The following is a 14,240-nucleotide window of genomic DNA, read 5'->3' on the forward strand; positions in this document are numbered from 1 at the left end:
CCTACTTCTACCTACCCTATAAACTCTCGAAAGTGGGGGGAGAGTGAAAAACTACACAGTAAAGTGGCTAACGCTTTGAAAAAGGCTGGGCAAGTCTTTGATGATGCTTATGGGTGGATGAACCCACAGCCGAAGATAAACCGGATCACTAATTTTCTGGAAGGTTTGCAGCAAGGCGCGTCAACCATCCAACAAGTCACCCAAGTACCACTAGATATTATTTCTCAAACTACAGAGTTAACTAACTCAACAACTGAATTGGTAAAAGCTTGGAAAGAGGATGATAAACCAGAAAACAAACCTCCCGCTGTCTCCGAACCTGACAAGCTAAAAGCTGATGAAACAGCAGCAGCAGCATTAAGTATTGGTTTGGAATTGTTAGAGGAAGAATTGGAGGCTGATGAGTAATTATGGCTTTACCAGAAGGCTTTAATAGTTGGAAACACTTGAGAGAGACTGTAGAGAAAATTCATAACCGTAGGGTGAGATTATTCTATAAAAATCAACCTGAAGATGATATCTCTACCCCTAAAAGGTCGTTAAAGGTAGCTTGTTTGATTACCTCCAAGGATACGATAATACTCGTAATCTTAAGAATGTGGCTATTTGAGATAACCGCAGGACACGCCCAATCTATTCAAGCCCCTATTTATGGAATTCCAGTGCAAGAATTTCAGAGAGATAGCAAGTTCAGACCACAAATAAGACTCTATTTTAAAGAGTCTTATGATTTTGCAAAGCATGGAGATGGAACTGAACAGGTGAGAGGTGAAATCACTTTTCGCATTATGAATAAAACTCAGGAAACTATCAGCCGTAATGATGCTATAGAATACGCCAGAGAGATTAAAAACGAATTTGCTACACCTACGCTAGTCTGGAAGAAAGGAAAATATAAATGTACATACATAGACTTAGAAAATGGCTTTGATTTGAGAATATTAGCTATTAGTAAAGCTGAGGGAGTTTCAATAGTTAAAAGTGTTCTCAAGATTTTAGATAAAACCTACAATGATGATTTCTTCCAATTTATAGAAAATACTAAAACTTACCCAAGCACACCGGGAACTCATTTAGTTTACGGTAAACAAGTTAAAAAATCACGTCAACGCCCGACGGCTGATGTTAAATTCACCCACGCGCAGCTAATCATTCCAGGTCAGATCAAACCCGTTAACTTGGTGTCTGTAGCCGGGCGTGTCAGGAATGCGATTGAGAATGTTTAGCGGTTTTACTGGGTAGAACTTCTTTTTCGACAAGCTAACTTGTCGCTGGCTTAAAACGTCTCAGAATGCGGTGCTAGATTGGTTTTCAGGAATTTACCAAAAAAAAACAAAATGGGCAGATATACAGACATTAGACGCGGGGTAGAACTTAACGCAGCTTTGACCAAATTAAGAGCTTATGAAGATTTATCTACGGACGCAAAACAAGCCGCATATAAAGCCCAGCGAGGAAATTCAGTAAAAGTTAAACCGAACAAAACTAAGGGATTTGTGGAATCTTTTAACCTAACTGGGCGAATTTATTTACCTGTTCGGTTGCTTTCTGAAACCCAAACAACTAACGGCACTTTGATCTCACTGGTGAGAACCGCATCTGCTACTACTGGCAGAACTGTAGATGTAGGGTTTACAGTTCCCGCTGGTGGTGTTGTGTTAGATGGTTTGACTGGCTTTAAAGCTGCTCGTTTTGGGGCTGTGCAACGTGGGGCGGCAGTAGCCGATAATAAGTCACGGCTAACAGATATCGAATATTCCCGCTATGACAACAAATCAGTATCTAGTCCTTTCGGTTCTGAACAAGCTGGTAGCGAAACTTACCCCACTGCTGTAGCAGCGATTAGAGCATTGGCTGCTGTAGAAACTTTTGTGGGTACAACTGGCAACCGAATTTACTTTACTCCTGAGATTATCTAATGGCAACTAATTTGCTACTTCCCGGCGATTGCCGGGATTTATTATTCGTTTCCGCAATTGACAACCGCAGTATTGACGGAATGATTCATATTAACCAAGCTTCTGCTGATTGGTTAATGGGTAAAATGGACACAGGAACATACTTTGATATTTTGGATCATTACGGTATTGATCCTTTTGCCCATGTTGACCCTGTAGAAGAATTGGTCAACAGCAGTTATTTATCCCCACTACTTTTACCATGAGAATTGTAGAGCTTTCAAATAGTAGCAACTGGGAAAGCCTCTATACCACAAACCTTACAGGTGGAACGGTGTATACAGATGAGGGAGAACCCAAAGCTATCCCGATTCCTCCAGTGACTATCCCCTTTCTGTTAGATTCTTTCGTTTTTGCCATTAGTGTCAGCACCGCAGTTCCTGAAGCTGCTGATTGGCGGTTTGCTGGTTGGGCTAATCAAAAGATGTCAACGGGAATAGTTCTCGGCGGGTCTCAAGATGCGACCGTGAACAAATCCCAAGCATTATTTTTGGATCAGGTCAATTTGGTAATGTTCCCAAAAATAAGCACTGATTTCAGCCTGGGGGTCACTCTACCCAAATGGTTTCGATCAGCGCAAATCATTGTCTGGAGATATACGGGCGTTGATGATACTTCTGAGGAAATTTTACTAACTCAAGAATTCGCCAACATAAATTTCAAATTAGAACAATTGCTAAGTCCATGAACACAGAAAGGATAGCAGCATTAATCAGTGTTGTGAGTGTGATCACTCAGTCCGGGCTTTACTTGTTATCTGGTGGTTTTTCCATCGGTAACAAAGTCGCGGATATGAATGCAGAGATTAAATTACTCCGATCAGAAGTGCTAGGTCAGAACGAGATCCAGAATTATCGACTGGATAAACTAGAGTCCACGAACAAATAAGCTGGGGATTCTTAATAATGAATTTAAGGCAAAGGTGGAGTCGTTAAGTGCTAACCTAAAAGATGATATCGCTTGATCTGGGGTCTTAAACGAACCCACTTGTGAAAAATAGCTTCATTCATTTAGGCGCAGCATGGTCACCACCGCAGAAAAAACAAACATTGGTTACATTACCCAAGTAATTGGTCCGGTTGTAGACGTTAAGTTCCCCGGCGGTAAATTACCCCAAATCTACAACGCTTTAACCATCACAGGTACAAATGAAGCTGGACAAAACATCAGCTTGACAGTTGAAGTACAGCAACTACTAGGCGATAACCAAGTTCGTGCAGTTGCTATGAGTACCACCGACGGTTTAGTTCGTGGTTTAGAAGTAGTTGATACTGGCGCTCCTATCAGCGTTCCCGTTGGTAAAGCCACATTGGGACGGATTTTCAACGTTTTGGGCGAACCTGTAGATCAGCAAGGTCCCGTAAATGCGGAAGCATATCTACCTATTCACCGTGACGCTCCTAAATTCACAGATTTGGAAACAAAACCTTCTGTGTTTGAAACTGGGATTAAAGTTGTTGACTTGCTCACTCCCTACAAACGCGGTGGTAAAATCGGTCTGTTCGGCGGTGCTGGTGTTGGTAAAACCGTGATCATGATGGAATTGATCAACAACATCGCTACTCAACACGGTGGTGTGTCTGTATTTGCGGGTGTGGGTGAACGCACACGCGAAGGAAATGACCTCTACAACGAAATGATGGAATCTGGAGTTATCAACAAAGATAACCTCAACGAATCCAAAATCGCTCTAGTTTATGGTCAAATGAACGAGCCACCCGGAGCTAGAATGCGGGTTGGTTTGTCTGGTTTGACAATGGCTGAGTATTTCCGTGATGTCAACAAGCAAGACGTATTACTATTTGTTGATAACATTTTCCGGTTTGTCCAAGCTGGTTCTGAAGTGTCCGCGCTTTTGGGTCGGATGCCTTCTGCGGTAGGATATCAGCCTACTTTGGGTACTGACGTGGGTGCTTTACAAGAACGGATCACCTCCACCACCGAAGGTTCTATTACTTCTATTCAAGCTGTATATGTACCTGCGGACGACTTAACCGACCCCGCACCTGCAACCACCTTTGCTCACTTAGATGGGACAACAGTATTGTCTCGTGGTTTGGCGGCTAAAGGTATCTATCCTGCGGTTGATCCTTTGGGTTCTACTTCCACCATGTTGCAACCCAACATCGTTGGTGATGAACACTACAACACTGCACGGGCTGTACAATCCACCTTGCAACGTTATAAAGAACTCCAAGACATCATCGCCATTTTGGGTTTAGATGAATTGTCTGAAGAAGATCGTTTAATTGTGGCCCGGGCGCGGAAAGTTGAACGGTTCTTGTCTCAACCTTTCTTCGTAGCTGAAGTATTTACTGGTTCTCCTGGTAAGTATGTGAAGTTGGAAGACACCATTAAGGGATTCCAACAAATTCTTTCTGGTGAGTTGGATGCTTTACCTGAGCAAGCTTTCTACTTGGTAGGCGATATCACCGAAGCTAAAGCTAAAGCTGAAAAGCTCAAGGGTTAGTCATTAGTCATTAGTCAGTAGTCAGTGGTTTTTTATGCAACTGACAACTGACAACTGACAACTGACAAAAAGCAACTGACAAAGGACAACTGATAAATGACATTAACTGTTCGTGTAATTGCCCCAGACAAAACTGTTTGGGATTCTGAAGCTGATGAAGTAATTTTACCTAGCACTACTGGTCAGTTAGGTGTTCTCAGCGGACACGCTCCCATGCTGACAGCCTTGGATATAGGTGTAATGCGGGTTCGGGCTAGTAAAAATGCTAGTTGGCAAGCGATCGCTCTTTTGGGCGGTTTTGCTGAAGTTGATCAAGATGAAGTCACAATTCTAGTCAATAGTGCTGAACGTGGCGACAAAATCAACCTTGAAGAAGCCCGCACTGCTTTTAACACAGCACAATCTGGCTTAAATCAAGTTAGCGCAGATGACCGGAAAGCACAATTCCAAGCAACACAGGCGTTTAAACGCGCTCGCGCTCGTTTTCAAGCTGCTGGTGGTTTGGTATAAATTGTATAGAGCATCCAGAATTAATGAGGGTAGGCAAATTGCCTACCCTTATTTAATATAGACTTTGGACTAAAAAGCTAGAGAAAAGCAGTCAGCAGTGATACTGACTGGCTTTTTGAGTATATCTACCTTGAGTTTGGACTAACTGGCATTTAGAAGCAATGAAAAGAAGGCAAGAGAAAATTACCCAAAGTCTTTGAGAGACCCAGTGTTGTTGAATTGTGGAAAAATAAGCATTGCTATATCTTTAATCACGACCATTAATAGCAATGAGTAACCGTAAGATAAAGACAAATAAGTTGATGTAGGTGAGGTACATTGACAAAGCTGCTGGTAAATATTCATCATTGCGGTAAGTACGAGGCAAGATGTAGAAATCAACTACTGATGCTCCCGCGAAGAGAAATACACCTATACCAGAAATACCGATTTCTAACCAACTGGGTGTGTAAACACCAAACAAGGCAAAGACAAATTGGAGAAGACAAACCACCAATAAGGCAACAATGCCTAAACTAACGGTTTTTGTCAATGCCATACCGTCTGCTTCCGAAAGGTTAGAACCGATTTTTCGGGCAGCAATGAAGGTAATACCACAACTCAGAGCAGCAATAGCAATACCTTGAATACCTACTCCTTGGGTTCTCAAAGCCACAAATACCAAGCCACTTAGGGTATATCCAGATAATAGACTGTAAATACCTAATAGAGGTAATGCTAGGGCTTTGTTACCTTTTGATGCGACATTTTGGGCAACGAAGAACAAAATTAATTCGAGAATTACCGCTCCAATGAAGGTAGGAAAAAAGAGTCCAGGGTTACTGCGGATAACACCTAAACCACCATAAGTTCCAAATGCTGTCAGCACCAATCCAGCGCCGACATAGGGGAGGGCGTTAGCGATGACATTGGGTCCAACGATTCCATGAGTTCTCGCCTCACGGAAAGCTTCACGAAAATTACTGGAATTACTCATATCTAAAAACTGCCAAAAAATAAGGAAACTGAAGAAAATAAGCTGCTGATTTCTATTGTTACAAATTTTTGGGTTGAGAAACCAGTCGGTAAATCTGTGAATCTAAAATTTTTGTATGGGTAAAGGTTGACCAAATTCGATAATGGGAATTTCTTTAGGGTTATTGGGGGAACTGTTTTTGTTTTCTTCAGGTGTGGGCAACATAGCGGGAGGAAGGGGGGAATTGATGATGGGTGATGGGTTTTGAGAATTTAGGGGTGGGACGGTGATTAAGGGTTGTTGGGAGTTAGTGGTGAGATTTGTGGATGGTGGTAGGGTGGTAGAGGGTGTAGTTAAGAGACTGTTAGCAGCAGAAAAGGTAATATGAGGATTTAATACCCAGCGGGTGGGTTTTTGGCGAGAAAGAGGTTGAAGTTGTATTTGATTGGTTTGTAATTGAGTTCCTGGTGCTAGATCAAGGACTATTCGGGTAACATTTTCGTTAAGTTGAGAAATACGTATTCTCTGAATTGCTCCTGAATATTCTTTCTGAGTGAGGACTTTACCCAATTTGGTATTAGGTAAATCGAGAACTAGACGTGGTGGTTGCGTTAGTTGGAAATATTGGGGTGTGGTGGTAGCGGAGAGATTAATTTCTAATTGCTGGGCTTTGGGGTTAAATTTCCAGTTATTAAGTTGTCCGATTGGTTGGGCAATACTGATGTTAGGGGTGAGGGTAATTAAGCCGAATACACTTACCCCGATAGATAGAAGAATTTTATTAGTTATTGTTTTCATAGTTTAGTGGTGCTGCGATTTGGTAGTGGGTTGGCAAAAATTACGGATTACGAATTACTTCTTGGTTATTTGGTGGTAGGAGGGCGGTAAGGTGTGAGGTAACTTGACTGTAACGACGGGTAATGAGCAATGAAGAACGACATTGGATGGCGAGTTGATCTGTGTATCTTCCTAGTGTTTGACGTTCTATTCCCCACATACGGCTAGTACCAATAATGGTCAGATCAATATTTTCGGAGGCAGCAATTACGGCTTGAATTGGTTCTGGGGATGTGACGGTTTTGATTTCAATGCGATCGCGGACACTTTTTGGTAATCGCTCAATCATGGTGTTGAGTTCATAACTTAATTCTTCTTGGATGTGATTGCCTGTAAAGACTTGTAAAACTTGTAACATACAAGTATCACGATTAATCAGCATTCTGAGGGCGATGATTAGTGCTAAATCGTCATGAATGTTGGCAGAGTAGGGAACTAATAAACTTTGTCTAAGATCGCCTCCTTTATCTACAAATACGGCGACATCTACTGGTGTGGTACTGAGAATTTGTCCGACTCTTCCCCCTAACCGATTGTTACTAAAAGCGGGACGATGCCAACCGACGAGAACTAAATCTGGTTGTTCACTTTTGGCTATCTGTGCTGTTTCTCTGGCAACATTGCTGGAGATGCGAACTATGGGATGAATGCAAGAGCGTGTTAGTGCTGGCTCTAGGGTAGCAATTAATTCTTCTAATTTTTGGTGACGTTCGGCAATGAGTCTATCAACTTCTTTTGGGGTACTTTCAAAGGCATAGTCTTCTTCAAATTCAATGAAACTGAGGGGATAAACCACAGCAGGTTGTCGGTTGTTGACGGCGATCGCAGTTGCCAACTGTAACAAACCTTTTTGGGTAGAGGGATTAGCCACTGGAACTAAAATTCGATATTGGGTAATATAAAGTTCGCTGGGAACTGGTACGGTTTCTGGTGAGATTTCGGCTGCTGGTTCAACGACATCTAATTTGATTAGGCGTTTCGGATATGTCCATTCCAGCAATGGTGAAGTCATAAATGTTGTCACCAAAGCCATAATTACTAACATGGTGAAAAGTAAGGGGGTAATCACGCCTAACTCTAAACCAATATTCAAGACAATTAACTCGGTTAAACCGCGAGTATTCATTAACCAACCCAGGGCTGAGGCTTCGCGTTTGTCAATGCCGCTGAACCTAGCCGCTACATAAGTACCAATATATTTACCGCCAATTGCTACTAATAAAATCAAACCTGACAATAGCCATAAATGAGGACTATTGAGTAAACCAATTTGTGTTTTTAAACCACTGTAAGCGAAGAAAATTGGTAACAGAAAGATGAGGACAAAATCTTCAGTTTTGACGGCTAATTCTCTGACTAATTCTTCATCTTTGGGCATGACTGCGCCTAATAAAAATGCTCCAAAAATGAGGTGAATGCCGATAAATTCAGTAATTAAGGCAGAGGATACAACTCCCATATAAATTACAGCCAACACCAATTGACTCAACCGCCCAGCCCGACGATGATATTTACTTAAACGTTTAAGAAACCACCGCCCAACTGTGAACATGAAGCCAATATAAACAATACTTTCAATAATAGTGAGAATAGCTTGCCCGTCAATGCTACCGTGACGAGCGACAGCGATCGCTACTGCCAAAATACACCAAGCTGTCACATCATCCACTGCCGCACAAGTTAAAGCTAATGTCCCTAACCGAGTCCCCTGTAAGTTATTTTCGGTGATAATTCTGGCCAACACCGGAAAGGCAGTAATTGACATTGCTGCCCCTAAAAACAAGGCAAAAGGGACAAAACTTACATGATTATTAGAAACTAAGGGATACAGTAGGAAAGATAATATAAAAGCCGAAGCAAAGGGAACAATAATACTGAGATTAGAAATAAGAATGGCAGTTTTTAAGTTACCACTCAGATATTTGGGATTTAATTCCAACCCAATGAGAAACATGAAAAATATTAGCCCAATTTGCGATAAAACATTCAAATAAGGCATCGTTTCTGGTGGAAACAGGCTATGCGCTAAACTGGGGGCAATTATACCAAATAATGATGGGCCAAGCATGATACCAGCGAAAATCTCGCCAATCACCAATGGTTGTTTAATTGCTTTGAATCCCAGCCCCACAAGTCGGGAGAGTCCAATCACAATTAATACTTCAACCAAAACGAGAACAACTGTGTGCATATTTTCCTCATTAACGATAATCCGAGTTCATGATGATTCTTGACAATAGTGTAAATTGTCAACCCAGTTAGATATATTTTCGACTATTTTTATTATTTTAAGATGTTAATTATTGTGACCTTGCTATCTTAATAATCTCAAAAGATCAGTATTATTTTTGTGTTAAACTGCCAATAAACTTGAGAATTAGCAAGTATAAAACCTAAATCAAGAGAATAAATTGGTCAGAACCTTTGATCAATAAATTATTTCCTCAGAAAAGCTAATAATAAACCGAAAATTCTCAAACAATACTCTAACTAAAAATTAGAAAAAATGTCTCAGATGTAACCTAGAATACTTGCTAACAAATTCTGTCTTTCTTATTCTTTCTTCTTATTTCTTTCTCCTGACTCGGTGACTCCTGACTCGGTGACTCCTTCTTCTGACTCCTGAATAAAGCAAAGAATTTAGGTTTATAGTCAAAAAATTGTAAATGTGGCGTTAAATTTTGTTAAGATTAGGTACGGCGTTAGCTTTGCCCCCTGTCCCCTACCCACGAGACGCTTCATGCTGCGATTAGAACATATCAGTAAAATTTATCCTACAGGCGAAGTTCTTAAAGATGTCAACTGGGAAGTCAAACCAGGAGATCGTATTGGTTTAGTTGGTGTTAACGGTGCGGGAAAATCCACCCAATTGAAAATCATCTCTGGGGAGATTGAACCCACCGCTGGAGAAATTATTCGTCCCGCCAGCTTACATATAGCTTATCTTAACCAAGAATTTGAAGTTGACCCCACTCGTACAGTTAGAGAAGAATTTTGGACTGTATTTAAAGAAGCTAATGAAGTGCAGAAGGCTTTAGCTCATATCCCTCATGAGATGGAAACAGCTAATCCAGAAGAGTTAGATGAACTAATTCATGAGTTAGATCGGTTACAGCGCCAGTTTGAAGCTTTGGATGGATATAACTTAGATTCACGCATTGGTAAGATATTACCAGAGATGGGATTTCAACTGGAAGATAGCGATCGCCTAGTTAGTGCCTTTTCCGGTGGTTGGCAAATGCGGATGAGTTTAGGAAAAATTCTCCTCCAAAAACCTGACCTATTACTACTGGACGAACCGACAAACCATTTAGATTTAGAAACCATTGAATGGTTAGAAAATTACCTCAGAGGTTTAATTACCCCAATGGTCATAGTTTCCCATGACCGGGAATTTTTAGATCGTCTGTGTAACCAAATCGTCGAAACAGAAAGAGGTGTTTCCAGTTCTTATCTAGGTAATTACTCATCCTACCTCCAACAAAAAGCCGAAAATCAATACGCACAACTCAACGCTTACGAACGTCAACAAAAAGAATTAGAAAAACAACAAGCATTCGTAGACAAATTTCGTGCCAGTGCTACTCGCAGTACCCAAGCGAAAAGTAGAGAAAAACTACTTGATAAAATTGAACGCATTGAAGCACCGACAGGAGGAGTTAGAACCCTACATTTCCGGTTTCCTGATGCCACTCGTAGCGGTAGAGAAGTAGTAGAAATTAAGGATTTAACCCATATTTATGGGGATAAAATTCTGTTTTTATCCGCAAATCTGCTGGTGGAAAGAGGAGACAGAATTGCTTTTCTTGGTCCCAACGGTGCAGGTAAATCCACACTTTTGAAAATTATGATGGGTGTTGAACCACCCACAGAAGGGATTGTTAAATTAGGTGATCACAACGTGATTCCTGGTTACTTTGAACAAAACCAAGCGGAAGCGTTGGATTTAAATAAAACCGTCATGCAAACCATCCATGACGAAGTTCCCAACTGGACAAATGAAGAAGTCCGCACATTGTTAGGTAGATTCTTATTTACTGGTGATACTGTATTTAAGAAAGTTGCGGCATTGAGTGGAGGTGAAAAAGCTCGATTAGCATTGGCAAAAATGCTATTACGTCCAGCCAATTTAATCATCCTGGATGAGCCTACAAACCACTTAGATATTCCGGCCAAGGAAATGATGGAAGAGGCTTTGCAAAACTATGATGGTACTGTCCTTGTAGTTTCCCACGACCGTTATTTTATCTCCCAAGTAGCTAACAAAATTGTCGAAATTCGTGATGGTGATTTTCATGTTTACTTAGGCGATTATCACTACTATCTCGATAAGAAAGCTGAAGAAAAAGAACTAGCAGAATTGGCAGCAGCAGAAGCCGCAAAAGCTGCTAAAAAAGCCGCTAAATCTGCAAAAGCTGGAGCAAAGCAGAAGTAGGTAATATCGGCAAATGGGTGACTGATTGTGTTTCTGGCTTTCTGTCACCTATTTTTTAATCATGATAATTGAACGCAGATGAACGCAGATAAACACAGATAAATTTGATTATTATTCTGTGCAGTCTCAGAAAAAATTAGTATTACAAGAGAAATTACAGAGCAATAACACCCCCAGATGCAAAGACTTGTTTTGCTGTTAATTGCAAGTTAGGAAAGATTGGGGAAAGCAATTGATCATTGTTTTGAAATAATCGCTTTTGATATTCGTCTTCTACTAATGTACAAATTGTAATTGTTGGCTGTTTGATTTTGCCAATATATTCTCTACCACCAATGCCTAAATAATCTACAATCCAATATTCAGGAACAGCTAATAGGGCGTAATCTTCAACTTTGCGAGCATAATCATTTTGCCAGTTTGTGCTGACGACTTCAGCAATTAGTTTAATTGATTTTCCTGATGTAATTACAGGCTCTTTTTGCCATAATGGTTCATTGATTAGTTGGGTTTGGTCTAATACAATCACATCGGGACGAAAGGCTGTGTTTGTTCCCAATAGTTTGATCAAGCAGCGATGGGGGATAAAGTATGGTAAGTCTTGATGATCAATTTCTACATTCAGTTTTCGCCCAATTAAAGATGATACCTGTTCATGAGGTCCTGTTGGTTCCATCTCGATTAATTCCCCATCAATAAGTTCATAGCACTCATTGTCGCCATACTGAGTAACAAATTCATTAGCTGTGATTAGTTTTAGGGATGATTGTACCATTATTATGTTTCTTGCTGATTAAATAAAGATTATTTTGGCAATTAGAAACTGCACTTTCTTACTTATTTGGCAATCAGATTAGATTAATAAATTAAACTGTCCAAACCGTTTTTACGGACTAAATGTAGTAATTTAAGAGCCGCACCTGTAGGTCGTTTTTGCCCAATTTCCCATTTTTGAACAGTTGATGAACTGATGTTTAAAATAGCAGCAAATACAGATTGGCTTACATTAAATGATTCACGAAGTTGTTTAATTTGTTGAGGTTCTAGCGGTTCAATTGGAGATAAACACAAGCTATCAAATTCGCGTAAAGTAACTTGACTCATTACACCAGCTTTGTATAGTCCTATAGCAGTTTCGTGAACAGCCTCAAGAATTGCTGACTTCTTCTTCCTCATTACAGATTACCTCTATTAATTCATCTTTCAATTTTGCTGTTTCAAGAGCCTCTGCTGTTAAAGACAGCAGTTCTGATGACAGTTTTTTCAAGGCTTCTTTTTCATCCTGATCAATATTGCTACGCTCGTTTTTTGGAAACCCAAACACAAAAAACCAGCTATCGTCTTTGTTAGTAGCAACCAATGTACGGAAACCAGCCCTCTTGCCTTTTCCAGAACGGGCAATGCGTTTTTTAAATAGTCCACCTCCTAGATCCGCGTCGTAAAGACCTGCTGCCATTTCTGCAACAGCATTATAGAGACTAGAATCATTTAACTTCTGATCTTTTGCCCAACGGTTAAACCATCGGGTTTTGTAGATTGCCATATTAGTTCATTTTAACTAAAGTATATCACTTGGTGCTACAATAGGCAATTATTAAAAATGTGTCTGAAAGTGCGTATAATATATCTAATGTTATAATCAATCCTCAGTCACCATAAAAACAACCCAAGAGCCAATTTATTTGCAAACAGATGTTATCTAAACTAAGAGTTCAACATTACAAAAGCCTTTTTGATACGCAAGTGGATTTAGACCCATTGACTGTATTTATAGGTCCTAATGGTTCTGGTAAATCTAATATTTGTGAATCTTTGGCTGTATTGTCTGATTTTTTGAATAGACTTGTAGATTATACAGGAAATACAGAAGCGATAGGTTTTTTATCTCAGTCATTGACAACTTTAAGTACAAATCCGCAAAGTCTTGAATCTAAATTTTGGCATGGAAATACAGATTTTATCTTATTAGAGGTTAGCGTATTGACTGAAAATACTCATCCTTTTTTAGATATATCAGTTCATCTTGATTATCCTAAAAGAACAATTCTAATAAAAAAAGATGACATAAAATTTAATCCACAACCTTCAACAATTGGGGTCAGAAGTTTTCTAGTAAATCATCAATATTCAGATTCTCCAGTTGCTAAATCATTAAAAAAAGTCAGTATCTATGATTTTTCTCCAGGTGATATTTCTAGACAAACTTTAACAACTCCAATAATGAAGAAAACCGGAGAAGGAATAGCTTATGCTTTGCTGGATATTTTATTAGCTAATCGTGAAGGTTTCGATGAATTGCAGGAACGTTTAACAAAGCTTGTTCCTAATATAAAGAAAATTGTATTATCTCGTGGAGAAAATCAAACCTTTTCACTAGAATTAGTTGATAGATATTCAGAACATCATATTCCTGCATCTGATATATCAGATGGAACATTGAGAATTTTGGCTTTTCTAACTGCACTTTACCAAGAAAATACTCCCAGTATTATTTGTTTTGAAGAAATAGAAAATGGTGTGCATCCTTGGCTTCTGCACAAAATGATGGAGTTACTAAAAATTGTTTCCACTGAAGGAATAACTGGTAAACCTGTGCAGGTTTTAATTACAACCCATTCTCCTGTTTTATTAAATTACGTTGAACCATATCAAGTGCGGGCGGTTGAATTAGACAAAGAAGGTAAAACTCAAGTTCACAAATTACCTATAGATTCTGTCCGGTTTCAAAAAGCTTTAGAGGCTTATGATGGAGCATTAGGTGAACTTTGGTTTACAAATGTGTTTGGAGGAAATCCAGAATGAGTCGTCGGATTCGGATTGGACTAATTGTGACTTGAAGCATAAAGTGAGCCAAAAGCTTATTTTATGCTTCACAAAGCCGATGTCCATTTTATGCTTCAAAAAAATGTGAAAGTAGAAAATTCCTTTTTCCAAGTAATACATAGGAAAAAAACAGACACTTTTTCGTGTAATATACGGAAAGATAAGAATCAAGATCAACAACCTTCAATTGTGGAAACGCATACACCGACACTGCCCAACATGAAAGAACTTGAAGCTTTACGTGAGCAAGTA

The 14,240-nt window shown here is 39.7% G+C and carries 15 protein-coding genes and 1 pseudogene; 10 read left to right on the forward strand and 6 right to left on the reverse strand.

From position 1 onward, the window contains the following. The 7 genes from FJR05_RS25130 to atpC form a co-directional block, all read left to right on the forward strand. The coding region (locus FJR05_RS25130) for a hypothetical protein (protein ID WP_217385694.1) at positions 1–408 on the forward strand (408 nt) is incomplete at its 5' end. A gap of 2 nt (positions 409–410) precedes the next feature. Next, positions 411–1,226 (forward strand): hypothetical protein, encoded by an 816-nt coding sequence (locus tag FJR05_RS25135; protein WP_168646623.1) that lies wholly within the window; start codon positions 411–413, stop codon positions 1,224–1,226. A gap of 111 nt (positions 1,227–1,337) precedes the next feature. Beyond that, complete coding sequence (locus FJR05_RS25140; RefSeq protein ID WP_168646624.1) at positions 1,338–1,919, forward strand: hypothetical protein; 582 nt, start codon at positions 1,338–1,340, stop codon at positions 1,917–1,919. Next, the gene (locus FJR05_RS25145) at positions 1,919–2,164 is read left to right on the forward strand and encodes a hypothetical protein (RefSeq protein ID WP_168646625.1); all 246 of its coding nucleotides are present in this window, start codon (positions 1,919–1,921) and stop codon (positions 2,162–2,164) included. Before FJR05_RS25140 ends, FJR05_RS25145 begins: the two co-directional genes overlap by 1 nt. Continuing rightward, complete coding sequence (locus tag FJR05_RS25150; protein WP_168646626.1) at positions 2,161–2,646, forward strand: hypothetical protein; 486 nt, start codon at positions 2,161–2,163, stop codon at positions 2,644–2,646. The genes FJR05_RS25145 and FJR05_RS25150 overlap by 4 nt, the downstream gene beginning before the upstream one ends. A 333-nt stretch (positions 2,647–2,979) precedes the next feature. After that, a complete protein-coding gene (atpD, locus tag FJR05_RS25155; RefSeq protein ID WP_168646627.1) occupies positions 2,980–4,428 on the forward strand; it encodes a F0F1 ATP synthase subunit beta in 1,449 nt (482 codons plus the stop codon). Positions 4,429–4,524: 96 nt separating this feature from the next. Beyond that, positions 4,525–4,938 (forward strand): ATP synthase F1 subunit epsilon, encoded by a 414-nt coding sequence (gene atpC / locus FJR05_RS25160; protein ID WP_168646628.1) that lies wholly within the window; start codon positions 4,525–4,527, stop codon positions 4,936–4,938. 247 nt (positions 4,939–5,185) lie between these two features. Here atpC and FJR05_RS25165 read toward each other — a convergent pair whose 3' ends face one another. The 3 genes from FJR05_RS25165 to FJR05_RS25175 form a co-directional block, all read right to left on the reverse strand. Next, positions 5,186–5,914 (reverse strand): Bax inhibitor-1 family protein, encoded by a 729-nt coding sequence (locus FJR05_RS25165; RefSeq protein ID WP_168646629.1) that lies wholly within the window; start codon positions 5,912–5,914, stop codon positions 5,186–5,188. A gap of 102 nt (positions 5,915–6,016) precedes the next feature. Continuing rightward, positions 6,017–6,691 carry an AMIN domain-containing protein gene (locus FJR05_RS25170; protein ID WP_168646630.1) on the reverse strand — a complete coding sequence of 225 codons (675 nt, stop codon included), beginning with the start codon at positions 6,689–6,691 and terminating at the stop codon, positions 6,017–6,019. Between the two features lie 40 nt (positions 6,692–6,731). Beyond that, complete coding sequence (locus FJR05_RS25175; protein ID WP_168646631.1) at positions 6,732–8,921, reverse strand: cation:proton antiporter; 2,190 nt, start codon at positions 8,919–8,921, stop codon at positions 6,732–6,734. Between the two features lie 549 nt (positions 8,922–9,470). Here FJR05_RS25175 and FJR05_RS25180 point away from each other — a divergent pair. Then, positions 9,471–11,165: an ABC-F family ATP-binding cassette domain-containing protein gene (locus FJR05_RS25180; protein ID WP_168646632.1), complete on the forward strand. Its 1,695-nt coding sequence runs from the start codon at positions 9,471–9,473 to the stop codon at positions 11,163–11,165. A 154-nt stretch (positions 11,166–11,319) separates the two neighbouring features. Here the strand turns inward: FJR05_RS25180 and FJR05_RS25185 are convergent, their stop codons facing one another. The 3 genes from FJR05_RS25185 to FJR05_RS25195 all read right to left on the reverse strand — a co-directional run bounded on the left by FJR05_RS25185 (position 11,320) and on the right by FJR05_RS25195 (position 12,708). Beyond that, positions 11,320–11,940: a Uma2 family endonuclease gene (locus FJR05_RS25185; RefSeq protein WP_168646633.1), complete on the reverse strand. Its 621-nt coding sequence runs from the start codon at positions 11,938–11,940 to the stop codon at positions 11,320–11,322. Between the two features lie 83 nt (positions 11,941–12,023). Next, positions 12,024–12,341, reverse strand: coding sequence for a DNA-binding transcriptional regulator (locus FJR05_RS25190; RefSeq protein WP_168646634.1), 318 nt, complete (start codon positions 12,339–12,341; stop codon positions 12,024–12,026). Beyond that, the gene (locus tag FJR05_RS25195; RefSeq protein ID WP_168646635.1) at positions 12,313–12,708 is read right to left on the reverse strand and encodes a type II toxin-antitoxin system RelE/ParE family toxin; all 396 of its coding nucleotides are present in this window, start codon (positions 12,706–12,708) and stop codon (positions 12,313–12,315) included. The genes FJR05_RS25190 and FJR05_RS25195 overlap by 29 nt, the downstream gene beginning before the upstream one ends. Before the next feature lie 149 nt (positions 12,709–12,857). On the opposite strand from FJR05_RS25195, the gene FJR05_RS25200 reads away from it, so the two are divergent. Then, entirely contained in the window at positions 12,858–13,967 is a 1,110-nt protein-coding gene (locus tag FJR05_RS25200; RefSeq protein WP_168646636.1) for an AAA family ATPase, read from the forward strand. A gap of 63 nt (positions 13,968–14,030) precedes the next feature. Further along, positions 14,031–14,240 (forward strand): annotated as a pseudogene (locus tag FJR05_RS27065) (hypothetical protein); the annotation flags it as partial.

The organism is Dolichospermum sp. UHCC 0259, assembly GCF_009711935.1.
Classification (GTDB): domain Bacteria; phylum Cyanobacteriota; class Cyanobacteriia; order Cyanobacteriales; family Nostocaceae; genus Dolichospermum.

Excerpts from the sequence above, each read along its gene's own strand:
- FJR05_RS25135 (WP_168646623.1), top strand. The coding sequence starts at position 411 with ATGGCTTTACCAGAAGGCTTTAATAGTTGGAAACACTTGAGAGAGACT.
- FJR05_RS25140 (WP_168646624.1), top strand. The coding sequence starts at position 1,338 with ATGGGCAGATATACAGACATTAGACGCGGGGTAGAACTTAACGCAGCT.
- FJR05_RS25145 (WP_168646625.1), top strand. The coding sequence starts at position 1,919 with ATGGCAACTAATTTGCTACTTCCCGGCGATTGCCGGGATTTATTATTC.
- FJR05_RS25150 (WP_168646626.1), top strand. The coding sequence starts at position 2,161 with ATGAGAATTGTAGAGCTTTCAAATAGTAGCAACTGGGAAAGCCTCTAT.
- atpD (WP_168646627.1), top strand. The coding sequence starts at position 2,980 with ATGGTCACCACCGCAGAAAAAACAAACATTGGTTACATTACCCAAGTA.
- atpC (WP_168646628.1), top strand. The coding sequence starts at position 4,525 with ATGACATTAACTGTTCGTGTAATTGCCCCAGACAAAACTGTTTGGGAT.
- FJR05_RS25165 (WP_168646629.1), bottom strand. The coding sequence starts at position 5,914 with ATGAGTAATTCCAGTAATTTTCGTGAAGCTTTCCGTGAGGCGAGAACT.
- FJR05_RS25170 (WP_168646630.1), bottom strand. The coding sequence starts at position 6,691 with ATGAAAACAATAACTAATAAAATTCTTCTATCTATCGGGGTAAGTGTA.
- FJR05_RS25175 (WP_168646631.1), bottom strand. The coding sequence starts at position 8,921 with ATGCACACAGTTGTTCTCGTTTTGGTTGAAGTATTAATTGTGATTGGA.
- FJR05_RS25180 (WP_168646632.1), top strand. The coding sequence starts at position 9,471 with ATGCTGCGATTAGAACATATCAGTAAAATTTATCCTACAGGCGAAGTT.
- FJR05_RS25185 (WP_168646633.1), bottom strand. The coding sequence starts at position 11,940 with ATGGTACAATCATCCCTAAAACTAATCACAGCTAATGAATTTGTTACT.
- FJR05_RS25190 (WP_168646634.1), bottom strand. The coding sequence starts at position 12,341 with ATGAGGAAGAAGAAGTCAGCAATTCTTGAGGCTGTTCACGAAACTGCT.
- FJR05_RS25195 (WP_168646635.1), bottom strand. The coding sequence starts at position 12,708 with ATGGCAATCTACAAAACCCGATGGTTTAACCGTTGGGCAAAAGATCAG.
- FJR05_RS25200 (WP_168646636.1), top strand. The coding sequence starts at position 12,858 with ATGTTATCTAAACTAAGAGTTCAACATTACAAAAGCCTTTTTGATACG.